General features: G+C 40.1%; 19 protein-coding genes. 7 read left to right on the top strand and 12 right to left on the bottom strand.

What is annotated here, in order from left to right:
• Nucleotides 1–235 precede the first annotated feature (235 nt).
• The 7 genes from HZA38_06120 to HZA38_06150 all read right to left on the bottom strand — a co-directional run bounded on the left by HZA38_06120 (nucleotide 236) and on the right by HZA38_06150 (nucleotide 5,444).
• The gene (locus tag HZA38_06120) at nucleotides 236–301 is read right to left on the bottom strand and encodes a helix-turn-helix domain-containing protein (GenBank protein ID MBI5415056.1); all 66 of its coding nucleotides are present in this window, start codon (nucleotides 299–301) and stop codon (nucleotides 236–238) included.
• Between the two features lie 55 nt (nucleotides 302–356).
• Nucleotides 357–1,136 (bottom strand): hypothetical protein, encoded by a 780-nt coding sequence (locus HZA38_06125; GenBank protein ID MBI5415057.1) that lies wholly within the window; start codon nucleotides 1,134–1,136, stop codon nucleotides 357–359.
• A gap of 26 nt (nucleotides 1,137–1,162) precedes the next feature.
• Complete coding sequence (gene aspS, locus HZA38_06130; protein MBI5415058.1) at nucleotides 1,163–2,911, bottom strand: aspartate--tRNA ligase; 1,749 nt, start codon at nucleotides 2,909–2,911, stop codon at nucleotides 1,163–1,165.
• Between the two features lie 105 nt (nucleotides 2,912–3,016).
• Nucleotides 3,017–3,283, bottom strand: coding sequence for a type II toxin-antitoxin system RelE/ParE family toxin (locus HZA38_06135; protein MBI5415059.1), 267 nt, complete (start codon nucleotides 3,281–3,283; stop codon nucleotides 3,017–3,019).
• Entirely contained in the window at nucleotides 3,211–3,504 is a 294-nt protein-coding gene (locus HZA38_06140) for a hypothetical protein (GenBank protein MBI5415060.1), read from the bottom strand. The genes HZA38_06135 and HZA38_06140 overlap by 73 nt, the downstream gene beginning before the upstream one ends.
• A gap of 184 nt (nucleotides 3,505–3,688) precedes the next feature.
• Nucleotides 3,689–4,960 carry a phosphopyruvate hydratase gene (gene eno, locus HZA38_06145; protein MBI5415061.1) on the bottom strand — a complete coding sequence of 424 codons (1,272 nt, stop codon included), beginning with the start codon at nucleotides 4,958–4,960 and terminating at the stop codon, nucleotides 3,689–3,691.
• A 112-nt stretch (nucleotides 4,961–5,072) separates the two neighbouring features.
• On the bottom strand, nucleotides 5,073–5,444 hold the full coding sequence (locus tag HZA38_06150; protein ID MBI5415062.1) for a hypothetical protein: 372 nt from the start codon (nucleotides 5,442–5,444) through the stop codon (nucleotides 5,073–5,075).
• Nucleotides 5,445–5,620: 176 nt separating this feature from the next.
• Between HZA38_06150 and ppcA the strand changes: the two genes are divergently transcribed.
• The gene (ppcA, locus tag HZA38_06155; GenBank protein ID MBI5415063.1) at nucleotides 5,621–7,108 is read left to right on the top strand and encodes a phosphoenolpyruvate carboxylase; all 1,488 of its coding nucleotides are present in this window, start codon (nucleotides 5,621–5,623) and stop codon (nucleotides 7,106–7,108) included.
• Between the two features lie 21 nt (nucleotides 7,109–7,129).
• Here the strand turns inward: ppcA and HZA38_06160 are convergent, their stop codons facing one another.
• Nucleotides 7,130–8,452 (bottom strand): pyridoxal phosphate-dependent aminotransferase, encoded by a 1,323-nt coding sequence (locus tag HZA38_06160; GenBank protein MBI5415064.1) that lies wholly within the window; start codon nucleotides 8,450–8,452, stop codon nucleotides 7,130–7,132.
• A gap of 196 nt (nucleotides 8,453–8,648) precedes the next feature.
• On the opposite strand from HZA38_06160, the gene HZA38_06165 reads away from it, so the two are divergent.
• Entirely contained in the window at nucleotides 8,649–9,440 is a 792-nt protein-coding gene (locus HZA38_06165; protein MBI5415065.1) for a BlaI/MecI/CopY family transcriptional regulator, read from the top strand.
• A 60-nt stretch (nucleotides 9,441–9,500) separates the two neighbouring features.
• Here HZA38_06165 and uvrC read toward each other — a convergent pair whose 3' ends face one another.
• On the bottom strand, nucleotides 9,501–11,777 hold the full coding sequence (uvrC, locus tag HZA38_06170) for an excinuclease ABC subunit UvrC (protein MBI5415066.1): 2,277 nt from the start codon (nucleotides 11,775–11,777) through the stop codon (nucleotides 9,501–9,503).
• 158 nt (nucleotides 11,778–11,935) lie between these two features.
• Between uvrC and HZA38_06175 the strand changes: the two genes are divergently transcribed.
• Entirely contained in the window at nucleotides 11,936–13,384 is a 1,449-nt protein-coding gene (locus HZA38_06175) for a FecR domain-containing protein (protein ID MBI5415067.1), read from the top strand.
• Between the two features lie 124 nt (nucleotides 13,385–13,508).
• Here the strand turns inward: HZA38_06175 and HZA38_06180 are convergent, their stop codons facing one another.
• Nucleotides 13,509–15,161, bottom strand: a complete 1,653-nt coding sequence (locus HZA38_06180; GenBank protein MBI5415068.1) for a hypothetical protein — start codon at nucleotides 15,159–15,161, stop codon at nucleotides 13,509–13,511.
• A 74-nt stretch (nucleotides 15,162–15,235) separates the two neighbouring features.
• Nucleotides 15,236–16,876: a DUF3352 domain-containing protein gene (locus tag HZA38_06185; GenBank protein MBI5415069.1), complete on the bottom strand. Its 1,641-nt coding sequence runs from the start codon at nucleotides 16,874–16,876 to the stop codon at nucleotides 15,236–15,238.
• A gap of 149 nt (nucleotides 16,877–17,025) precedes the next feature.
• Between HZA38_06185 and rlmN the strand changes: the two genes are divergently transcribed.
• Together rlmN and HZA38_06195 are read left to right on the top strand one after the other, a co-directional pair.
• A complete protein-coding gene (rlmN, locus tag HZA38_06190; protein ID MBI5415070.1) occupies nucleotides 17,026–18,087 on the top strand; it encodes a 23S rRNA (adenine(2503)-C(2))-methyltransferase RlmN in 1,062 nt (353 codons plus the stop codon).
• Nucleotides 18,088–18,160: 73 nt separating this feature from the next.
• Nucleotides 18,161–18,631: a 23S rRNA (pseudouridine(1915)-N(3))-methyltransferase RlmH gene (locus HZA38_06195; protein ID MBI5415071.1), complete on the top strand. Its 471-nt coding sequence runs from the start codon at nucleotides 18,161–18,163 to the stop codon at nucleotides 18,629–18,631.
• Between the two features lie 67 nt (nucleotides 18,632–18,698).
• On the opposite strand, the gene HZA38_06200 is transcribed toward HZA38_06195, so the two are convergent.
• Entirely contained in the window at nucleotides 18,699–19,355 is a 657-nt protein-coding gene (locus HZA38_06200) for a hypothetical protein (protein ID MBI5415072.1), read from the bottom strand.
• Between the two features lie 173 nt (nucleotides 19,356–19,528).
• Here HZA38_06200 and HZA38_06205 point away from each other — a divergent pair, with 173 nt between their 5' ends.
• Both HZA38_06205 and HZA38_06210 read left to right on the top strand, forming a co-directional pair.
• Nucleotides 19,529–20,143 (top strand): 5-formyltetrahydrofolate cyclo-ligase, encoded by a 615-nt coding sequence (locus tag HZA38_06205; protein MBI5415073.1) that lies wholly within the window; start codon nucleotides 19,529–19,531, stop codon nucleotides 20,141–20,143.
• A 154-nt stretch (nucleotides 20,144–20,297) separates the two neighbouring features.
• Complete coding sequence (locus HZA38_06210; GenBank protein MBI5415074.1) at nucleotides 20,298–21,560, top strand: serine hydroxymethyltransferase; 1,263 nt, start codon at nucleotides 20,298–20,300, stop codon at nucleotides 21,558–21,560.
• The last annotated feature ends 170 nt before the right edge of the window (nucleotides 21,561–21,730 follow it).

Here is a 21,730-nt window from a genome sequence, read left to right on the forward strand (position 1 = left end):
ATCGAACAAATGTTTTTTAATGAAAAAGAAGACAACGATAACGAAAAACAAACCAGCGCGCCAATCTCGGATAAAAATAAAAACCGTTCCTAGAATAAGTAAGATGCCAGCAATGATAAATGAAACGTCACATATGAGAGCCGAAAGTGTACCGTTCATAGAAGATTGCCACTCTCCTATTAAAAGAAAGATTATTCCTATTAGAAAAACGATTATTCCTAGATAAAGCATAATTTTACTTTATTAAATCACCAACGCTCACATTAAGGGCTTCGCATATTTTCTTGAGCCTATCAAGCATGCATTGGATTCTAGTTTTTGCCGGTCTCAGTTTCAGCTGGAAATACCCATGGTTGTCAAAGTCTAGAAGGTTTTCGACGAGTGTAGTAATTATGTAGTTTTCGTTTTCGATTCTTTTTAATTTCCTTCAATCGATATGGTTCGAATCTTTGTAAGTATTCGAAAATGAGCTTTGTTTGAGATTTTGTACTATCTTCGCTACTAAAATGCCACCATGAATTGCGATTTAATTTTTGTGAAAGTAAATTAAGAATATTTTCAGCAAGTTTAAAAAGTTTCTCAATCTCCTCCGCAGAAAGAGACACCTTCTTTTTTTTGATCTGATCATGAGCTAAATCTTGATTACGAAATTTTTTTAGCTTCCCAATTAAGCTTCCTTTTGTAAATCTTTTCTCATCCAAATTTAGACCATTTGTAAATAAAAGCTCGCGACACTTGTTGAGATCAGTTTCTTTAATGCCATCATAATTTTTAGAAAGTTCATCAATATTCAGTCTTTGGGAATTAGACTCTTTAAATGTTTCCAAGGTCAGCTTTTTTAAATTGGCTTTTGCAAAATTTATAATTTTCACAATTGAAAGAGAATCTGGGTTGGGGTCGAAAAATTTAACAAGTTCAATTGCAAAAATCTTTCGGTGTGCATCCATTGTTGGACCGAAAAAATTTATAAAATTATTCATAGTTTTTACATTTTTTTCTGCTTGCTTCTTTCCAATTTGGAATGGATCACGAATCTCTTGCATAGCTTCCCAAATTTGAAAATGTTTATATGCAATAAACAACCGCTCATGTGAGCGTTTTAAAAATTCCCATAACTTTGAAAATTCGTTTTTCAAGAGATAAAACTTACTTTTTATAAAACTTACTCCTCCTCCCTCACCTCAATATGGAGCTCCTTGATCTGCTCCTCCGGCATTTTTGACGGAGCGCCGAGCATGAGATCCTGTGCGGTTTGGTTTTTTGGGAACGCAATCACTTCCCGAATATTTGGTTCTCCCGCAAACATCATCACAATCCGATCGAGTCCCGGAGCGCATCCTCCATGCGGCGGCGCTCCATATTCAAACGCGCGGAGCATGTGTCCAAATCTTCTGTCCGCATCTTCTTTCGAAATTCGGAGAATATCAAAAATCTGCGCTTGGAGTTCGGATTCGTGAATTCGGATCGAACCTCCTCCGAGTTCCACGCCGTTCAAAACGATGTCATACGCTTCCGCACGAGCTTTTAAAGGTTCATTTGCGAGCAAATGCTGATCTTCTTTCAGCGGTCTGGTAAACGGATGATGCACCGCGCCAATTTGTCCTTCGGAATTCATTTCAAACATTGGAAATTCATACACCCAAAGATACGCAAAATTATTCGGATCTTTGAGGTTGAAGACATCTCCCAAGCTTGAGCGAATTGCACCGAGCGGAGAAACTGCAGTTTCAAAATTTCCGGCGCCGAAGAGAAGGAGATCACCTTTTTCAGAATTCGTTTTTTTCGTAATTTTTTCCAAAAATTCTTTGGAACAGTATTTTGCGACTGGTCCGGATTCTTCTCCCACTCGAAACCATGCAAGCCCTCCGGCTCCATTTTTCTTCGCGAGTTCCGTATAGTCATCAATCATTTTTCTCGTCACTTCTCCATGTTTTTTCGGAACCGGAAGCACAAACACATATTCCGAATTTTCAAAAACTCCAAATCCACATTTTTCTTTTTCGCTCGAAATATTGACGAGTTTTAGATCAAATCGCATATCTGGTTTATCGACGCCGTATGTGCTCATCGCGTCGTGATACGTCATTCGGGGAAATTTCTTTGGGAATTTCTTTCCCGTTGTATGTTTTTCCGTAATTTCTAAAAAATATCGTTCGATCACGTCCATCACATCTTCCTGATTCACAAAACTCATTTCGAGGTCGAGTTGCGTAAACTCCGGCTGACGATCTCCGCGCTGATCTTCATCGCGAAAACATCGCGGAATTTGGAAATAGCGATCTATTCCTGCAACCATGAGGAGTTGTTTCAGCTGTTGCGGAGATTGCGGAAGTACATAAAAATCTCCGGGATAGAGTCTGCTTGGAACGAGGTATTCACGAGAACCTTCAGGCGTTCCCTTAATGAGAATTGGCGTTTCGATTTCGAGAAATCCTTCATTCTCAAAAAATTTTCGTGTCGTTTTGAAAATTTCCGACCTCAAAATGAGATTATTTTTCACTCGCTCACGACGAATATCAAGGTAGCGATATTTCAGGCGAAGCTCTTCTTTTACTTCCATTTCCTGATCGATTTCAAATGGCGGAGTTTTTGCACGATTCAAAAATTCGAGTTCCGTCACTTCGATTTCAATTTTCCCGGTTTTTATTTTTTCATTTGTCTGACCTTCCGGACGCATTCTCACTTTTCCCTGAACTTTGATCACATATTCCGGACGAAGCTCTTCGGCAAGCGAAAAATTCTTTTTCAGGATATCGGGATGAAAAACGACTTGTGTAAGCCCATAACGATCGCGAAGATCGACAAAAATTACACCGCCATGATCGCGTCTTCTGTGAACCCAACCGCACAGCGTGGTTTCGGTTTTTACATGTTTTTCGGTCAGTTCTCCGCAGGTATGTGTTCTCAGCATAGAAAAGAAAAAATAGCAGGGGGGATTTTCTCGTGTTTCTGCGGAAAAGGCAACGAAAATCAACTCCGCTGAAGCGGAGTCAATTACGAATTACGAGTTGATTCTTTACATATTGAGACTTTTATAAAAATTTTCACGAGCTCCGATGGCAACAATAAGAATTTCTTTCTCAATTTTATAAACAATGCGATACTCGACTCCTCTGTAAGAGAAATGATGAGAAAAGAGCCCTCGTAATGTACCGCCAAGAGTTCTTGCTTTTTGGTACGGGTTGGTCTGGATTTTCAGTGTTTCCAGTTTTATTTTTTCTTCAAGTTCTTGAGAAGACTTTTTGATGAATTTTTGCGCTTGCCGGAGGAAGAAGATTTCCATTTTTTTTGCCCAAATACCTCCTCAAATGTATATCGCTCTCCTGTTTTTTTATAATGCTTGAGTTCTTGAAGAATAAATTCTTCTTCTTTTTTTGCCAAATAGTCTTGTGCACGGAAATAATACTCCACAGCAGTATTCACGACTTTGCTTTTATTCGCAGCAGAAGTGACTTTTCCCCAGTTTTGAGGAGTGAAAGAAATGGTGCTTCTGACGACACTCATAGGATTAGAATAGTATTACGAATATATCATATCGTAATACTATACAAAAGTCAAAAAAAATAGGAATTTTCTGTCGACGAACCCCGACGACAGAATCGCAAGTTCTATCGAGTGTTGCCTGCGATCAATATCGCTCACAATCTTGAATTCAAAATTCAAAATTCAAAATTTAGAATTTAAAATTTTACCGAATTTTTCCCTGAAACTTCGCTTTTTTCCCGAGCATCGTCTCAATCCGAAGCAGCTGATTATACTTCGCAATTCGTTCACTTCGGCAGAGTGAACCGGTTTTGATTTGACCGGTCAAAAGTCCGACCGCGAGATCAGCAATCGTCGTGTCTTCCGTTTCTCCACTGCGGTGGCTGATAACGCTCGTCCACTTTGCATTTTTTGCCATTCCGACGGTTTCAATGGTTTCAGAAAGTGTTCCGATTTGATTCACTTTGATGAGCGCCGAATTCACGCATTTTCGCACAATCGCCATCTGAACTCTTCGTGGATTCGTGACGAGCAAATCATCGCCCACAATTTGGATTTTGTCTCCAATTGCTTTTGTAAGAGCGGTAAACGCATCCCAATCATCTTCAAAAAATGGATCTTCGATCGAAATAATTGGATATTTTTCTACGAGCGAAGAATAGAATACGAGCATTTCCTCCGCAGTTTTATATTCTCCACGAATTTTATAGCCCTTTCCTTCTTCATAAAATTCCGAAGCGGCAGCATCGAGCGCGATCTGAATTTTTCCATCATGTCCCGCTTCATGAATCGCCTCCAGAATCACTTCAATAGCTTCTTCATTGGTTTTAAAATGAGGAGCAAATCCGCCTTCATCGCCAACTGCCGTCACCATTTTTCGTGCCGCAAGAATTTTTTTGAGATGGTGAAATGTTTCTGATCCCATTCTCAGTGCTTCAGAAAAATTTTCCGCGCCGGTTGAAAAAATCATAAATTCTTGAATTTCCATTCCCGAATCCGCGTGAGCTCCACCATTCACGACGTTCATCATCGGAGTTGGAAGTAAATTTGGAGATGAATTTCCAGCAAGATGTCCAAAATATTCGAAGAGGGGAATACTCTTCTCCAGTGCTGTTGCCTTCGCTGTCGCGAGTGAAACTCCGAGAATTGCATTCGCTCCGAGTCGTTCCTTATTCATCGTTCCATCGAGATCAATCATCGTCTGATCGATTTTTTTTTGTTCTTCGCTTTCCATTCCGATCACAGCTTTTGCAATTTCTGTATTCACATTCTGAACCGCTTTCAAAACTCCTTTTCCGAGATAGCGATTCTTGTCTCCATCTCGAAGTTCCACAGCTTCATGAGCTCCAGTGGAAGCTCCAGAAGGAACAATTGCGCGAGCATTTGCACCACTTTCCAGTTGTACTTCTACTTCTACCGTCGGATTTCCACGAGAATCGAGAACTTCAAGAGTGTGGATGTGGGTGATACGAGACATAAAATTGGGTGTGAGAATCTGGTAGAATTGTAAGTGAGGAAACGAAAAGTACAAAGTACAAAGTACAAAATTAAAAAGTAGATAATGATTTTGTACTTTGTACTTTGTACTTTTAGCTTTGTACTTCGGCGTATCCGCTCATTCTCACTGCCACCTGCCCGATGATCGGAATCTTAAAGAATTTTCCTCTTGCGGCAAAAAATCCAACGAGGAAAAGTAAAGTAATTCCCACGGGAAGTGGAAAAAAAATTGATTTCAGAAAAAACTCATTTGGTTCTCCAGCTTCGAGTGCACGAATTGTATTTTGCACGTACCACAAATAAAAAATAACATCGAGAAGCGCAAAAGAAGTATTAAGAATGAGCGCTTGCCATAAGTGAAATAACGTCAGCGTATTTTTTTTCTCCTCCATAAGAATTCCCACAAACGCAATGGCTCCAAAGAAATACGCGAAGAAAATGAAAAATCTCGGATACTTCTCCATATATATTTCAAAGTAACAGTTTTCGTAAAATTCGCACTTCCATCTCCAAATGTATCATACACTCAAAGCGTAATTTTAAAGAATGATGCTGATCGAGAACTTGTCTTCTTTTTACAAATCTTTTACCGTATGCATTGACGTCATGTATCGACATTATGCGCAAGATTCCTGTTACGATGGCTACCCAACATCCGGATAACGCCTGCAAGACATATTTTACGGGGAAAAGGGCACTTTCTTCTCAAGATGAGATTGAAGAGTGTTATCGATGTTTTTCAGAACTCGGAATTCACGAATACATGTGGGATTGGGAAGGGAAATTTGTCGATGAAGCCGTTGTGGATCGCCTCTACAACACCTATCATGATTATTTTCAGAAGCATCCACTTGGACGTGATGAGTTTCTGACATTCCGCATTCCGAATATCTGGATTGAATCAAGCCATAAACTCCCAAGAGCATTTATGAATCTGCTTTCTTCTGAGAAGGCCGCTCTTCATTATAAATTTCATTCGCCGCCACTTTTTGAAATTATTCTTCCGATGACGACGCGAGCAGATCAGCTCATATATCTCCAAAAAGCGTTTTCTAAAATTGCAACCGCGACGGAAGAAATTTTTGAGCTGAAAACGGTTCTCTCCGTGCTCAGTATTATTCCGCTTTTTGAAGAGCTCAAAATTGTGGAAAAAGCGCCAGAAATTTTGCGAGAATATGTCCATTTTTTGAAAGAGGAATATGACGCGTATCCCGAATATCTCCGAGTATTTACCGCACGAAGTGATCCAGCACTCAATGCCGGATTCCTTTCAGCAAAACTCATGAATAAACTCGCGCTCCATCTCTATCAGGAATTCGAATCTGAGAGTGGAATTCCTGTGTATCCCATTGTTGGAGCTGGTTCGCTCCCATTTCGAGGAGGACTCAATCCGGAAAATATTGATGCTGCCATCGAAGAGTACAAAGGTGTTGCCACTCTTACGATTCAGAGTGCATTTCGATACGATTACGATTATGAAACTGTAAAAAAAATAATCGAAAAAATAAATACCGAAATTCCAAAAAATAGGGGAAAATCGCAAAAAATTTCCCCAGAAGAACAAAAACTTTTAAGGAAATTTACGAATGCAGCGGAAAAATTTTATCGCCCTATAATTGAAAGTTCTGCGGAGATGATCAATGCTGTCGCGGAAAAGCTTCCATCTCATCGAGAAAGAGTCCTTCACATTGGTCTTTTTGGATATTCTCGAGGAATGGGAAAAGTGCAGCTTCCGAGAGCGATTCATTTTACGGGAGCTCTCTATTCACTCGGGGTTCCCCCCGAACTCATTGGATCGGGAAGAGCTCTCAGATTCGCAAAAGAACAAGGAATGTTGGACCTTATCAATACACTCTGTCCGTATTTGAAAGAAGATTTTCGTCATGCTGGACATTATTTGAATCGTGAAAATCTCGATCATCTCTGCAAAGAAGATCCGCTGTGGGAAGAAGTGAAAAATGAAATTCAGGATATTGAAAAACACGTAGGAATTCCAATCGGACCTGAAGAATCTCACCATATCATCCACCGAAACTTTACTTCAAACATTTATCATAAATTGAAAATTGGTGAGGATTTTTCCGAAGATATTTTGCAAGCGGCAGAGATTCGAAAATCACTTGGATAAGAGTCAATTACGAATTACGAATTAACTTCCCACGTATTCCTCTATCGCATTCTTCAGTGTCGAATACGTTTTTTTCCTCCTCTCATCATCTCGATCAAGAGTCGTGAGACGGAAACCATGATACGGACTGAAAAATCCAGAAGCTGGAACCACGCAAATTCCGGTGGTTGCGAGGAGATAATAAGTAAATCGTTGATCCAGTGGGAATCCCGGGCGAGAAACTTCTTTTTCTATAAATTTTTGAACTTCTTCATTTTCAATGTGGAGCTTCTGCTTATCGTTTAAAATTCCTTTCTGAAAAAGCGGCATCATATAAAATGCTCCATTTGTTCTATTTACCTTCATTTCTTGAGCTTGAGAAAGAATATCTGCGATAAAATTCCCGTTTTTTTCAAGTTCTGAATTATAATGTTGAATCCATGCATCAAACTCAGGATGATCATAAATTCGCGACAAAATAAATTGCGGGAGACTTACAGAGCACACTTCCATAAGAACTCTTTTTTTCACTCCTTCCGCGTATGAACGAAAATCAGGATCTCTGTCAACATTATGAAATTCAAGCCATCCAGATCTTCCTCCCGGCCATGGAACGTCTTTTGAAATTCCCCTCATCACCACAAGTGGAACTCGATTCTGAGCGATTTCCGTAATTTGTGCATATGTATGCCCATTGTATACCATGCGAAAATACACTTCATCAGAAATCAGCATGAGGTGATATTTTTCAGCAATTTGCACGATTTTCTCGAGTGTTTCTGGGCTGTACACAGCGCCTGTTGGATTATTCGGATTAATAATAAGAATTCCGGTGACTTCTGGATGTGCTTTTACCTGTGATTCTAAATGTTCTATATTCGGCTGCCAGTTATTTTCCGGATCGAGCATATACGAAATAGGCTCTTTCCCAGATGAAAAAGATTCCATCGAAGCATGAGTTGGATAACTTGGAGTTGGTTGCAAAATTCGACTTCCTTCGGGGAGCATGTGATAGAGTGCAGAAATTCCGGCTCCGAGTCCGCTCACAAAAAGAACATATTCATAATCGAGTTTTGAAGATGGAGAAAAACGTTTGGCATAATCAACAACCCACTTTCTCGCTTCAGGAAGTCCCCTCGAATGAGAATATCCGAACACTTTATCTCCCGGTTTTTGCACTTCTTTTACAATAATTTCTTTGAGGAATGGCGGCACCGTCCAACTCTTTGCAATGGGATCTCCAATATTTTCTGAAATAAATTGGAAATGGGGATCCATTTCAGCTAACTTTTGCGCAACATCTACGATTTCACGGATGCCATATTTGAGGAGATGGACTTTTGGATTTGAGAGAGAATTGCGCATAGAAAAATCTTAAAAAAATGAGGAATATTTTCTCGGAAAAAAGACTCGCTCATTGTAGGAAATGTCCTCAAGAAATTCAAAGAAAAAATACACCTTCTCTCGTCTCCAGATTTTTCATTGTTCTCACCAAACGCGTAGTTGTATTCTGGAGAGGAAGATGATACCTTTACGCCTTATTATTTTACGTACTCGTTCTATGGACGCTCCTCAAAAAGTTATTTCTGCTCTTAGAAGCATTGGACTCAATGATAAAGAAGTTCATCTCTACGTTGAAATGCTTACGATTGGCGCTCAGCCCGCTTCTGTTCTTGCAAGAAAAATAAATTTGCCGAGAAGCAGTACACAATTCCTTGCAGAATCGCTCGTAGCGAAAGGAATTGTCAGCAAACATCATAAACAGCGCATTACACTATACCAGCCAATTCAAGCCGAAGACCTGATGCGAATGCTCGAAAAAGAGAAGACAGAAATGATGAACAACTTTGAAGAAAAAGAGAAGCAACTTTTATTCGCAGTTTCCGAACTGAAGAAATTGAAAAAACATGAATTTTCAAAACCGAAATTAAGTTTTTATGAGGGAACTCAAGGAATTAAAATGGTGTATGAGGATACGCTTTCCGCCAAGGAACCAGTTCGAGCTCTTGCAAATTTTGAAGAGCGACTCAAGTTTCTTCCGGATTATTTTAAAGAATATTACAAGCGTCGGAAAAAAGCAGGCGTCTATATGATGGCCATTTATCCGGATACTCCATTTGGGAAAGGGAGAAAGGCTGCGGATCCGGAGTGTTATCGGGAATCGCAAATCATTGATCACAAAAAGTACCTTTGGGAACCAGAAATTCAAATTTATGATAATAAAGTAACAATTGCATCTGGGAGAAATCGCATCGGAACCATTATTGAAGATGCCGAAATCGCCCAAGCCATGAAAGTGCTTTTTGATTTGGCATGGGAAGGAATCAAGAAGCGAGGAAAGAATTTACGGTAACCACAAAATAGCAGTTTTTAAGGGGAAATGGATTTTCATCGAAAATATTTTTGCCAATTTCTAGAGTCCTTTCTTGATTTCCCTCAGCACCTTCTCACTCACGATCTCAAGAAGCTTTTCATCACTCGCATCGCGGATTCCAGATATCGATCCGAACGCTTGCAGAAGTTTTTTCTTCGTTTTTGTTCCAATTCCCGGGAGATCATCAAGCACTGATTTCTGCTGTGATTTTTTGTGAAGATCAGCGTTATAGGTAATCGCAAACCGGTGAGCTTCATCACGGATTCGTTGGAGGAGTTTCCCTTCGGGAGAATCAGCGGTAATTGCGAGTGGTTTTGAATTTCCAGTGATATAGACTTCTTCAAATTGTTTCGCGAGGGAACAGAGTTGGATTTTTTTTGCGAATGGAAACTCATCAAGGATCTTTTTTGCAGAAGACAGTTGTCCTTTTCCTCCATCAATTACCAGAAGGTCTGGTATGATTTTGAGAGAATCGTATTTTTTCTTTTTGCTGAGATTTTTGAAAACCCAACATTCATTTTCAAAAATAAACCCGAGATTTTCCAAGTGTCGATCATCGTCGACTCCGGAAAAAAATATTTTCTTCGATTCTGAAATTTCCAAGAGTTTTCGCACGAGGAAATATCCGACTTCGGATTTCTGTGTCATTGCAAGTTTCGAATCCATCCAAGAAATTTGAATTTCTTCAGATTGGGCAACCGCGAGAGTTGCCCCTACGGGTTTGCGTTCCAATATTCCAATTATCTTTTCACCATTTTTGAGAATGATGAAATTTTCGTTTGGGCGTGAATTTGGATTCGCGCCTTCATTTTTGCCCGACGTCGCCGCTACGATGAATTCCATATCTTTTTTTGAATTCACCTTTTGTACTTTCCATCCGTCTGGCATTTGCCTCGGAATATGTTTGAGCCTTCGAAGAATCACCTCTTCCATGCTTTTAAAATCATTTATCTCTCCATGAGCAATTGTTTTTAATTGAAATCGCCGATACTCTGCATTTTTCTCTTCTCCTTCCACAAAAACCGCCATCGAAGCGACCGTTTCCGTTCCTCCAAAATGGGAAACATCATAACATTCGATGCGTTTTGGAATGTGTTTCATTTTGAGTTTTTTCTGAAGAGTTTCCAAAACTTTGTCGAGGTCTTCTTCGTGTTTCAAGAAACTTGCGGCATTTCGAATCGCATAACTCTCGGCATTTTTCTCAGCGAGTTCGAGAAGTTTTTTTCGTTTTCCCTTTTCTGGAAGAGAAATTTCAATTTTCTGATGCCATTTCTCTTGAAAGAATTTCTCCCAAATTTCCTGTTCTTCTTTGGGAAAAATTTGAAGGGAAAGTACGAGAGTTTTGGGAATATCCGCGGCTCTGTCTGAGTGTTCTCGAAGAAAAGCAAAAAGCGCTTCTTCAGAGTCCTCAGATGAATTCATCGACAGAGAAAATGTTTCTGAATTGATCACTTTTCCTTCGCGAATTTGAAAGAGATGAAAAAATGCATGACCAAATTTGAGGCATGTTCCAATGACATCTGCAGAAAATTCATCGGGAGCAGAAACGATTTGTTTTTCAGAAATTGACTCTACTGCACGAAAAAGATCACGAACCCGAGCGGCTTTTTCAAATTCTCTTTTCTCGGCAGACTCCTGCATCTGTTTTTCCAAATCCGCAAGAACTTCTTTGGTATCGCCCTTTAAAAACTTGATCGCCTTTTGAATTCGCGATCGATATTCTTCTTTGAAGATATTTCCAATGCAGGGGGCGGAACATTTTTTGATATGAAAATTAATACAGGGATACTTGATATTTCCCGGATTTTTCACCTCTACTTTTCCTGGAGAAATTTCGGTAATTTCCAGATTCGTTGTTCTCAGGAGAAAAATATCCCGTAAAAGATCGATTGTTTTTCGCACTGATCCTGCAGAAATTTTCGGACCAAAATATAAACTCCCATCTTTAATGACGTGCCTCGTGAGCGTGATTTGAGGAAAATCATCCCGTATGGAAACACAAAAATACGCATAACTTTTATCGTCTCTGAGAAGAATATTAAATTTGGGACGCTTCTCCTTGATCAGATTCGATTCGAGAATAAGAGCCTCGACCTCAGAACTCACTTCTGTCCAGAAAATATCGTGTGTTTTTTCGATCATTTTTTGAATACGCAGACTCAAAACTGCTTTTACTCGAAAGTAGGTTTGTACTCGCTTTCGGAGATTTTTCGCCTTTCCCACGTACAAAGTGTCGCCATCCTCCGACAGCATTTCATAAACACCAGGAGTACTCGGAAGATGGCGCAATGATTTTTTGAGTTTTTCAGAAAGCATTGTTAAAAGCGAAAAGTACAAAGTACAAAATACAAAATGCCAACAAGAAAAACAAATTTCTTTCCTGTTTTTATACTTTGTATTTTGTACTTTGTACTAAAAATTGACATCTTTTTCCATTTCGAGGAGAATTCAAACCGCTCTCAACACATACGAATATGGCATTCTTTGGTCACAAACACACTCCGTATTTTCGCAAACGGAAGGTTCATCCGCTTTTTATCAGCCTTCTCATTATTGCTGGAGGAGTCGCTCTTTTCTATTTGATTCAGTTTTTATTTTTTGGACAAACGGGAGAAGTCGCTGAAGTGAAACTGAATGTACCGCCACAAAATACGGTTTATGTTCAGTTTTCTGGTGAAGAAACATATCGATCAGTTATGGCAAGTTCGATCAAACTCCTGGAAAATGAAGTGGTCCAAAGCCGTAATACAGCGAACAGCTCTCTGGAATTTTTTGAAAAATCTGAGCTATATCTTGACACCAAAACAGAAATACGTCTCGTAAAAAGTAGGGTGCAAAGTGGAGATACTCGGGAGATACGAGTGCGCATGAACGGTGGGAAAATATGGGCTGATGTTGCTTTGAGTCTTAATCCACGTTCTGTTTTCGAAATCCAACTCTCTTCCACTATTTTTATAACTTCAAAAAATGGGGAATTTTCTGTGGACTATGATAAATCACTCGTAAAAGTTGCAAAAGGAAATGTTCGAATTTCAAAGCAAGAGAAGGGAACAGAAGTCTTTTCACAGGATGTCGGAGTGGGGCAACAGTTTGAATTCTCCGATAATATTGAAGAAAAAGCTCTGGCTATTCTTACGGAAGATGATTGGTTTTCAGCCCATGCTCCTCGCGAGGTGCCACCAGCTTCAGAAGAGGTTTCTTCCGAGGAAAGTGGAGATAAAACTTTGGGAGAAGAAAATCCTGTAAAAATTCTCGTTCCAGGAAAAAACAATTCTGTAGTGCTTATCAGCAAAGAACCTCAGAAAATTTCGGGGACAGTTCCGCGCGGAACGAAAAAAGTAGTAATAAATGATTACGCACTCTCAAAATTTGTCGAAGGGGATAAGGAATTTACCTATATTGCAAGTGTAAAATTTGAAAGTCTCATTCTCGGGAAGAACGTGTATGTCATTCAGGCATTTGATAAAAATGACACACTCCTCGGCAAAGCTGAAATCACCATTCACTATGATCCGGAGGGAAAATTTGAGGGAGGAGATACTCTCGGCGGAGAGAAAGAGCTTGATGCGACGAAAACGCCAGAATCAACAGGAAAATTGGAAATCACCGAGCCGAATAAAGGAGATGACTTTACAGCGAAGGATTTAACCGGGTTTGATCTCATCGGGACAACGTCTTCAGACACAGAAAAAATTCTTGTAAATGATTATGCCCTCTCGAAATATGTTCCAGGAAACGAAAAATGGACATACAAAGTGCGTATAGAGTTTGGAAACCTGAAAGCCGGTGAAGAAAACATTTATGAAGTTAAGGCAGTCGACAAAAATGGAAAGGTACTTGCCAAAGACTTCATCAAAGTTATCTTTCCAGCGAAAACAGGATCCGAAGCAAATGTGATTACTCCCGAGGCGGCAAGACAATAAGCTCATACTCATTCCGAAGAGAAATTCTCCCAAAGTTTGCCTTTTTCAGGAGCCTGCAAGTAGTCAGCGGTCAGTAGTCAGTTGTCAGCAAAGGAGATAATGATTATGATCAAAAGTAACGTTCTTAATTAGTATTAGTACTGATCTTCTTTTTCTCAACTTGTTCCGGAATAATTACCGCAGCTTCACCTTTATGAGCAATTTTTCCAAGGAAAGGGATGCTGAAGAGTGAAATGCTCACAAGGAGGACACCAAACATGAGGAATCCGCTCGTGAAGCCCAAAAAGGCGAAAATAAGACCTCCACCGAATTGCCCCAAAATGTTTCCAATGTTGAGAACGAGTCTGAGTGGTGCAGCACCAGCATCGTTACTGAGGATTTTCCCCGTGGTTCTGTAAATATGCCGCTGATGCTCGGAAATAAACATTGCCTGAGAAGGCGAAAAAGCTGCCGCGTATCCAGTGCTGTTGAGCATTCCCGACAAAAGCAGAATCCAGAAACTTCCCCCAAATACAATATCAATAAGTCCAAGAGCGAGGAGAGAAAGACCAGAAATGCTTATCCCGATGAGAATCATAATGTATCTGCCGTATTTATCCGCAAGTTTGGAAAAAGGGATTTGGAGCACGAATACCGGCAATATAAAAAGTCCCATAATAACGCCTCCGAGTGATTTTCCCCATGGTCCAAGGTCATTTGCGAATCGTCCGAGAAAAATTGGTTGAAAGGTAATCGCCATTGTGTCCCAAAATGAAAAAAACATGACCACGAATATCGCCCAAAACATTGCAAGCGGCGTATTTTTGGAGAGAATACTCAGGAAATCATTGAGAAGTTCAACGACTTCCTTCCCCATTTCATGAAACCTAAATTTTGGCTTTTCCGAAGATTCGTGCTCAATCTCTTTTTCCTTCATGAGAATATCAATGAGGTTTTTTCGTGCCGCTTCGAGCATTTCCTCAGCTTTTTTCTTTGCATTTTCTGGAAGATCTTTTATTTTTTCCGCAGTTTCTTTTGAGAGTGCGATCACCTCATTTTTGAGCGAGGTACTCGTATCACCTACCGCGGTAGCAATCTTATCGGGGTGGGCAATGAGTTCAAACACTTCTTTCCAGTTAATCCCGGATTTGTCGGAAAATTTTAAAGAAACATTGTCTTCATCTCGATCAAAATGATGTCTCACAAAGAGGAAAAGCCCGAAAAGGAAAAAGAGAAGAAATACTTGAGCGATCTCTGTTCCGAATGAAATAATAACTCCTCCAACAATGAGACCTCCAAGCATTCCGAAGGCCTCAGCGACCTTTTTTTGAGAAATATTTTGTGCGAATTCTTCAGATTTTGATTTTCTGAGAATGTACGTCACCATGGTGACTTCATAGAGATCATAGCTCCATCCATACGTAAACGCCGCAACCACGGTAAAAAATGCCCATTTGAGTGGCTGGAAAAGATCCACATCAAATTGAGAAAAGAGGAATATAGAAACAGTAAGGGCGAGTCCACAAATTGACCACATAAAAAGCATCCGAGCAGTTCTGATTTTTTGAAGATATGTCCAAAAAACATCCACAAACGTGGCGAAGAAACTGGCTGCCCCGAGAATTGCGCCCACTAAAAAGATAGCATTGTCCGCCCCCTCAAATCGCTCTTGCAGGAATACGGCAATAGAATAAGCAAGAACTGTGTAGACGAACATAAAGTTCATCGCCGCGAGGTAATACATAAGTATCCTTTTTGTCGTAATCGTTGTTTTTTGAAGGAATTTTGGAGCGAGCATGGAAATATGTCTTTATTTTCGCTCCATTATACCAAAAAATCGAATATTTTTGAAGGGAAAAACGTGAAGAAGTGCTAAAATTCCAGATCTACTTGAGCCCGAATGAGAAGTGGTGTGGTGACGATTTTTCCGGAAACTCTTTGAATTCCAATGTTTTGCGCTTCAGGAAGCCATGGGAGTAAAAATTTTGGGAAAAAACTAAACACTTCCTCCGATGGACCAGCAAATTTGAGGGGGAGTTTTTGAGAAAGGAGTGAGGAAGCATTTTTCTTGAGGAGTTCGCCGACTTTTGTGCTCGGAATACCAAAAAATAAGGTGTCACCTTCTTGTCCTAAACTCAAAGAAAAAAGTGAAGCTTCATCATTCTTGGCTGAAAACGTAAATATTTTTCCATTTCCTTCGGCAGTTTCTTCCATTTGTACGGCATCTTCATCGGGAAACACCTCTTCTACGGTAGAGCCATCTTCTAATGCGTACGAAACAATTTTTGGAATAAATCGAGCCGATATTTTTTTAATGGCACTTATCAATTTTTCTAATTTTGCCTGCGCAAATTCTTCATCATTTGTCTTGAGAACAGCAAAAAATCCATCGTCAGAATTCCCGACCACAAATTCGGAAGCAAGAAGTGGAAGAATATCATATTCCCATGAAATTTCTCCGCCAAAAAACTGTTCGAGCCGCGAAGCGATAGTGCTTTTCACAGTAATCAAAAAGGCAGGATCCACTTCGCCAAAATAAGAAAATCCATGGTCAATATCTTCCGCAAGATCATTTCCCCAAAGAAATGCGTTGGCGTTTTCGGGAAGATACGAAAGGATTTCTGGAGAATCTTTTTGGAAAGAAATCGCCTCATTTGAAATATCTTTTTGGATACCTATATTTTTTCTAAGGAGAACGAAGGCAGTTTCGAGCGCATTACTCCGCGGTCTTTCAGTGATTGCTGCACCGACACTCGGGAATACTCGGATGAGGGGCAATACGAGTTTTGCCGAAAAAGTCGGAGGAAGCAGATTTTCGAGTGCAGCAGTTCGGAGAAATACTCGCGCTTTGTGAAGTCGCGGCAGCTCAGACGCGATCTTTTGAAAATCTTCTGCATCGGCCAATTTTTGAACTGCTGAATCTTTGCTCTCGAGAATATTTTGAAGCGTCAGTTTTTCGTCGGAGCATGCCATGTATTTGAGGTAGAGTGTGCAATACTCAGTCCGAGGGGTATCAAAAGTGTATATCTCATATCCCTGAAAAACCTGAGTATCTTTCGGACTTCTGCTAATGAGATACTCATGAGCTCTTTGCCAGTCTCGTGTTTCTACGAAATCAACTTTTGAAAACCAATCGCCTTCCACTGCATCTCTCCTGTAAAGCGCTACTCCTCCACGTCGTCCTTTCCATTCAAGCTGAGAGAGATCGGTCCCGAGCATGCTATCCTGAAGTGATAAGATTGTTTTGAGTAGCAGAGGACTGCTCTTCTCAAGAGAACTCCATGTTTCGAGTTCTTCGAGATTCATCAGCATCACGAGATCTTTTTCGGGAAGAATTTTTTCGAGATCTGGAGCAACAAAAAATCGATCCCACAGCAAATATCCCGCAAAAATTGTCATAGCTCCTCCGATGAGGAGAAAGAGCAGACCCGCCATGAGGCTTCGTCTTTTCTCTTCCTCTTGTTTCTTTCGTTTGTATTCCCAGATTTTTTTGAAGACTCTCGAAAGTTTCATAAATTCTAAAAAGCGTATCCGAAGTATAACGGAAGAATATATAAATTTAAAATTCTAAATTTTGAATCCGCTAAAGCGGATTTGAATTTTGAATTGAATTCAAAATTTCAGCTCGTCATGCGATAATCTTCTCGTTCTTTCCTTTTTTTATGTTTTCGGACATTCTCACATCATGGGGAGAGAAAAAATATCGAATTCTACAGGTGAATCATGGAATTTTTCGTGAACTCGTTTCAGATTTTTCCGAAATTTCCACGCTCCCAGAACCGCTTCGTAAACGCTTTCATCAGGAGAAAATTGAATTTTCTCTTCTAAAGCCGAAAAAAATAGTAGCGAGTTCTGATGGCAACACGGAAAAAGTACTTTTTCGCACTCACGAAGGGAAATACATCGAATCTGTTCTTATGCATCACAAACGACGAAAAACTGTTTGTGTTTCTTCGCAAATCGGCTGTCCTGCGGGATGCGTGTTTTGCGCCACCGGAAAACTGGGAATTACGAGAAATCTCGAAACGAGAGAAATTATTGAACAGGTTCTTTTTTGGAGTCGCCATCTCAAAAATGAATGGCAGAAAACAAATCCTCAAGAAAAATGGAAACCGCTGAATCCTCCGCATGAGGCAAGAGTTCGGAATATTGTTTTTATGGGCATGGGAGAGCCACTTTTTAATTATGAAAATGTCGTAGGAGCGATCAAAACTCTCAATGATCCCAAAAAGTTTGGAATCGGTGTTCGCCATATTACGGTTTCCACTGTTGGAATTATTCCGGGAATTGAAAAACTCATGCACGAAAAACTTGGAGTTCATCTCGCATTTTCTCTTCATGCTCCTACCGAAGAGTTGAGAAGCAGCTTGGTTCCGATGAATAAAACCTTCTCTCTCACAAAACTCATGAAAGTGCTGGATGAATTTACAAAAATGACCGGAAGGAGAATTTTTTATGAATACGTTGTTTTGCAAGGGAAAAATGATGGAGATGAAGATGCAAAGGTGTTAGGGAAACTCCTCGAAAGGCGTCTCGCACACGTAAATTTTATTCCCTACAACGTCAATCCTGAATGCGGCGATGATCTCAAAAAACCCGAAGAAAAACGAATTCGAGACATGCAAAAAATTCTCGAGAAATATAACGTACCATCTACAATTCGCCTCACGATGGGAGATGAAATTGCCGGAGCGTGTGGGCAACTCGCGAGTAAGGAAGAATGAAGTAGGAATCAGGAAGTAGGAATTACGAATTACAAATTACAAATTACAAATGAAACGTCCTTATCTGTTCTGTATGAAAGTAAAGGTTCTGGTTGTCGGCAAAACAAAGGAATCTTGGTGCAGGGATGGCGAGAAGTTTTATTTTGATCGTGTTCAGCATTTTTGCGATCTCCAAAAAGTGGAAGTGGCGGAAGAAAAAATCACAGAAAGTATGACTGATAAGGAGATTGTACAAAGAGAGGGACTGAGGTTGCTGAGTCGAATTGGCAGTGATGAATTTGTAGTTGTCCTCACGCCTTCGGGAAAAAAGCTGTCTTCCAAAGATTTTGCTGATCTTTTTCGAGAAGTTCGAGACTATAAGGGAGGAAAGATCACGTTTCTTATTGGTGGACCACTCGGACTCTCTAATGAAGTCATAGGGTCAGCTCAAGCAAAAATTTCCTTCTCAGATATGACATTTCCCCATGATTTATTTCGGATCATGCTCCTCGAACAAATCTACCGAGCGTTTTCCATCTTGGTCGGAAAGAAATACCACAAATAAGCAGTAAGCAGTAAGAAGTAAGCGGTAAGTATTTTTGAGCTGCAGCTTACTGCCTATTGCTTACTGCTTATTTCTCGCTCTTCTCCATCGCTTCTCGTGCAATGCTTTTCCAATCGTATGGAAATCGATAGTTTTCCATTGTCCGAACAACAGTTGCAAACACTTTCCATTTCTCCGGTGATTCGAATAAAAACGAGTTTCCATATTCCTGATTCGGATTATAGTCCCGAAGGATTTCGGGAAAATGGTATTTATCAGCGATGGGAACAACGCCGTATGAAAGCGCGTTGTGAAGGGCAGTAGCATTTTCTTCATTTCGAGAGAAAAAGAGCATTGCATCGCATCCGGCATTAAGCTTTCGAATATTTTCGTCTGTATTTTCGAGAATAACAGCGTGCGTTTCATTCTCTTTTGCAAATGTTGTTACGATTCCCTGATATCTTTCCGTTCCAATTCCTAAAAATGCAATTTGGATACCAAGAGCCTCAATCCCGGGAAGAATTTCTGAGAGCACATTTGCTCCATTTTTTTCCGTAAGGGGAAGAGAAAATCCAAGGAGAAGTGTTTTCTTTTCGGGAATAAGTCCAAATTCCTTTTGGAACTCTTCTTTATTCATTGCCTTTTTCTCCAAAGTCTTCGAAGAAAACTTTATATAGATTTTGTTATCATATGCCGCCGATGGCAATCGAGGTTCTTGCTGGGGAATTTGAGCGACTGGATTCATTCTTTTGGGATGTGTATAAAATTTGAATATCAGGACATGATACCACAAAAGCGCTTCTTTTTGAAGGGAATATACTTGCCAAATGTGCGAAATTCCTCAAAAAATAATCTTTCTCAAAAACTCTCCAAAATACGATTTTTTCGCTACACTCATGTTGTTTTTTTCATAAAATCATGTCACTTGTCCAAATTTCAGCTCTTTCTAAAAATGATCTCAGGAAAGAAGTGCTTCAGAAGAGGGCTGCGCTGCCAAAAGATGCACGTCAAAAATTTTCTCAAGAAATATGTGCCTCACTTCAAAAGCTGATACATCACAAATTTCCCGATGCGGCGAATATCCTCTTTTATGTTCCTTATAAAAGTGAGGTGAATATTAAAGCTCTTATAAAATGGGCACTTCTCCATGAGTCATATCATGTGTATCTCCCCAAAATCATTGACCCTGAATCTGCTCTTTTTGAGGCGATACGTATTTCTTCATACGACGAAATTTCTCCTGTTTCTGAAAACTATAATCTTTCCGAACCGAAAGGATCGTCTTCGATTTCTCCTCAAATGCTCGATCTCGTCATTGTTCCGGCAGTAGCAATTGATTTTCTGGGAAATCGTATTGGATATGGAAAAGGGTACTACGATCGATTTTTGGCAAATGTTTCAGGGCGATGTCAAAAATGGGCGGTTATTTTCTCCTGTCAAAAAGTCGAAAAAGTTCCAGTGGATGAATACGATATTCCCGTTGATGCGTATGTTGATGAGAATGGTTTGCGAGGAATAAGGAATAAGGAATAAGGAATTGGTAGTACTCATCGCTTATGAAATAAATCTCTGCTACGAATGCCTGAGCACCCAGAAAATTCAGAATATTTGCAAAATCTTATTTCTGATGACATGATACATTTGTATGAAAAAGTCCATTTTTTGCGTTCTTTCTTTAAAAAATTTTATGCAATATTCCGCAGTAAAAGCCACGGATCCACTTATCTACGAACTTCTTCTTGCCGAGGAAAAGAGACAGAAAGAAGGTCTTGAGCTTATTCCTTCGGAAAATTACGCATCTCGTGCGGTGATGGAAGCAATGGGGAGCGTGTTTACGAATAAGTATTCCGAAGGATATCCCCACAAGAGATATTATGGAGGACAAGAAAATACAGACGGTATAGAGGAATTGGCGATTGAGCGTGCGTGTAAACTCTTTGATTGCAAATATGCAAATGTACAGCCGCACGCTGGAGCTCCTGCAAACATAGCGACGTATTTCGCCCTTATGGAGCCAGGAGATACACTTATGGGAATGGATTTAAGTCACGGTGGACATTTAACTCATGGTCATCCCGTCACGTACATCACGAAGATCTTCAATTTTGTTCGATACAAAATGAAGGATGTGAATACGGGAGAAATAGATTTTGATGAATTTCGAAAAGTGGCGCGTGAGGCAAAACCAAAAGTAATCCTTGCCGGATATTCAGCGTATCCGCGGGACTTGGAATATGACAAATTTGTAGAAATCGCAAAAGAAGTAGGCGCAATTGCCATTGCAGATGTCGCTCATATCGCTGGATGTATTGCTGGAGGTGCTATGAAAAATCCATTTCATTACGGATTTGATGTCGTGCTCACGACGACGCATAAAACACTTCGTGGTCCACGAGGAGGAATGATCCTCACTCGAGACAATGAAGAAATTGCTACAAAAATCAATAAATCTATATTTCCTGGATTCCAAGGCGGACCACTTATGAACATGATAGCAGCAAAAGCCGTATGTTTTGAAGAAGCACTCCAACCAGAATTTAAAGAGTATGCACATCAAATTATTAAAAATGCGAAAGCTATGGAAAAAGTTTTCCATGAAAGGAAAGTGCGCATGATTACAGGAGGAACATCAAATCACCTTATTCTTATGGATGTGCAGACTTCTTTTGGAGTGAATGGGCACGATGCGCAAGAAGCCATGGATGAAGCGGCGATTACTCTTAACAAAAATATGATTGCTGATGATCCAAATCCAGCAATGAGACCTTCAGGAATTCGTTTTGGAACTCCAGCGCTCACCACTCGGGGAATGAAAGAACCAGAAATGGAGCAAATAGCTCATTGGATGGTCGATATTCTTAAAAATATGGGTGACACGGAACTCAGGAAAAAGATCAGACTTGAGGTGAATAGCATGGCTCTGAAGTTTCCAGTGCAGGGAGTTGGATAGGAATGTGTTGACGATGTCCGTCGACACATTATTTCATACAAAATATCGTAGGGGCGACCCTCGCGGTCGCCCGAAATGACAGATGATAATGAAAATGATTCGATCATCCAAAGTAATAATTTTCGCATGATGAGTTTTGTCGTACCAAATCTTTCCATCATTATAATATG

This window comes from Candidatus Peregrinibacteria bacterium (genome assembly GCA_016220175.1).
Classification (GTDB): Bacteria; Patescibacteriota; Gracilibacteria; order CAIRYL01; family CAIRYL01; genus JACRHZ01.

Coding starts and splice junctions, on each gene's coding strand:
- aspS (MBI5415058.1), bottom strand. CDS start 2,911: ATGCTGAGAACACATACCTGCGGAGAACTGACCGAAAAACATGTAAAA.
- HZA38_06135 (MBI5415059.1), bottom strand. CDS start 3,283: ATGGAAATCTTCTTCCTCCGGCAAGCGCAAAAATTCATCAAAAAGTCT.
- HZA38_06140 (MBI5415060.1), bottom strand. CDS start 3,504: ATGAGTGTCGTCAGAAGCACCATTTCTTTCACTCCTCAAAACTGGGGA.
- eno (MBI5415061.1), bottom strand. CDS start 4,960: ATGTCTCGTATCACCCACATCCACACTCTTGAAGTTCTCGATTCTCGT.
- HZA38_06150 (MBI5415062.1), bottom strand. CDS start 5,444: ATGGAGAAGTATCCGAGATTTTTCATTTTCTTCGCGTATTTCTTTGGA.
- ppcA (MBI5415063.1), top strand. CDS start 5,621: ATGGCTACCCAACATCCGGATAACGCCTGCAAGACATATTTTACGGGG.
- HZA38_06160 (MBI5415064.1), bottom strand. CDS start 8,452: ATGCGCAATTCTCTCTCAAATCCAAAAGTCCATCTCCTCAAATATGGC.
- HZA38_06165 (MBI5415065.1), top strand. CDS start 8,649: ATGGACGCTCCTCAAAAAGTTATTTCTGCTCTTAGAAGCATTGGACTC.
- uvrC (MBI5415066.1), bottom strand. CDS start 11,777: ATGCTTTCTGAAAAACTCAAAAAATCATTGCGCCATCTTCCGAGTACT.
- HZA38_06175 (MBI5415067.1), top strand. CDS start 11,936: ATGGCATTCTTTGGTCACAAACACACTCCGTATTTTCGCAAACGGAAG.
- HZA38_06180 (MBI5415068.1), bottom strand. CDS start 15,161: ATGCTCGCTCCAAAATTCCTTCAAAAAACAACGATTACGACAAAAAGG.
- HZA38_06185 (MBI5415069.1), bottom strand. CDS start 16,876: ATGAAACTTTCGAGAGTCTTCAAAAAAATCTGGGAATACAAACGAAAG.
- rlmN (MBI5415070.1), top strand. CDS start 17,026: ATGTTTTCGGACATTCTCACATCATGGGGAGAGAAAAAATATCGAATT.
- HZA38_06195 (MBI5415071.1), top strand. CDS start 18,161: ATGAAAGTAAAGGTTCTGGTTGTCGGCAAAACAAAGGAATCTTGGTGC.
- HZA38_06200 (MBI5415072.1), bottom strand. CDS start 19,355: ATGAATCCAGTCGCTCAAATTCCCCAGCAAGAACCTCGATTGCCATCG.
- HZA38_06205 (MBI5415073.1), top strand. CDS start 19,529: ATGTCACTTGTCCAAATTTCAGCTCTTTCTAAAAATGATCTCAGGAAA.
- HZA38_06210 (MBI5415074.1), top strand. CDS start 20,298: ATGCAATATTCCGCAGTAAAAGCCACGGATCCACTTATCTACGAACTT.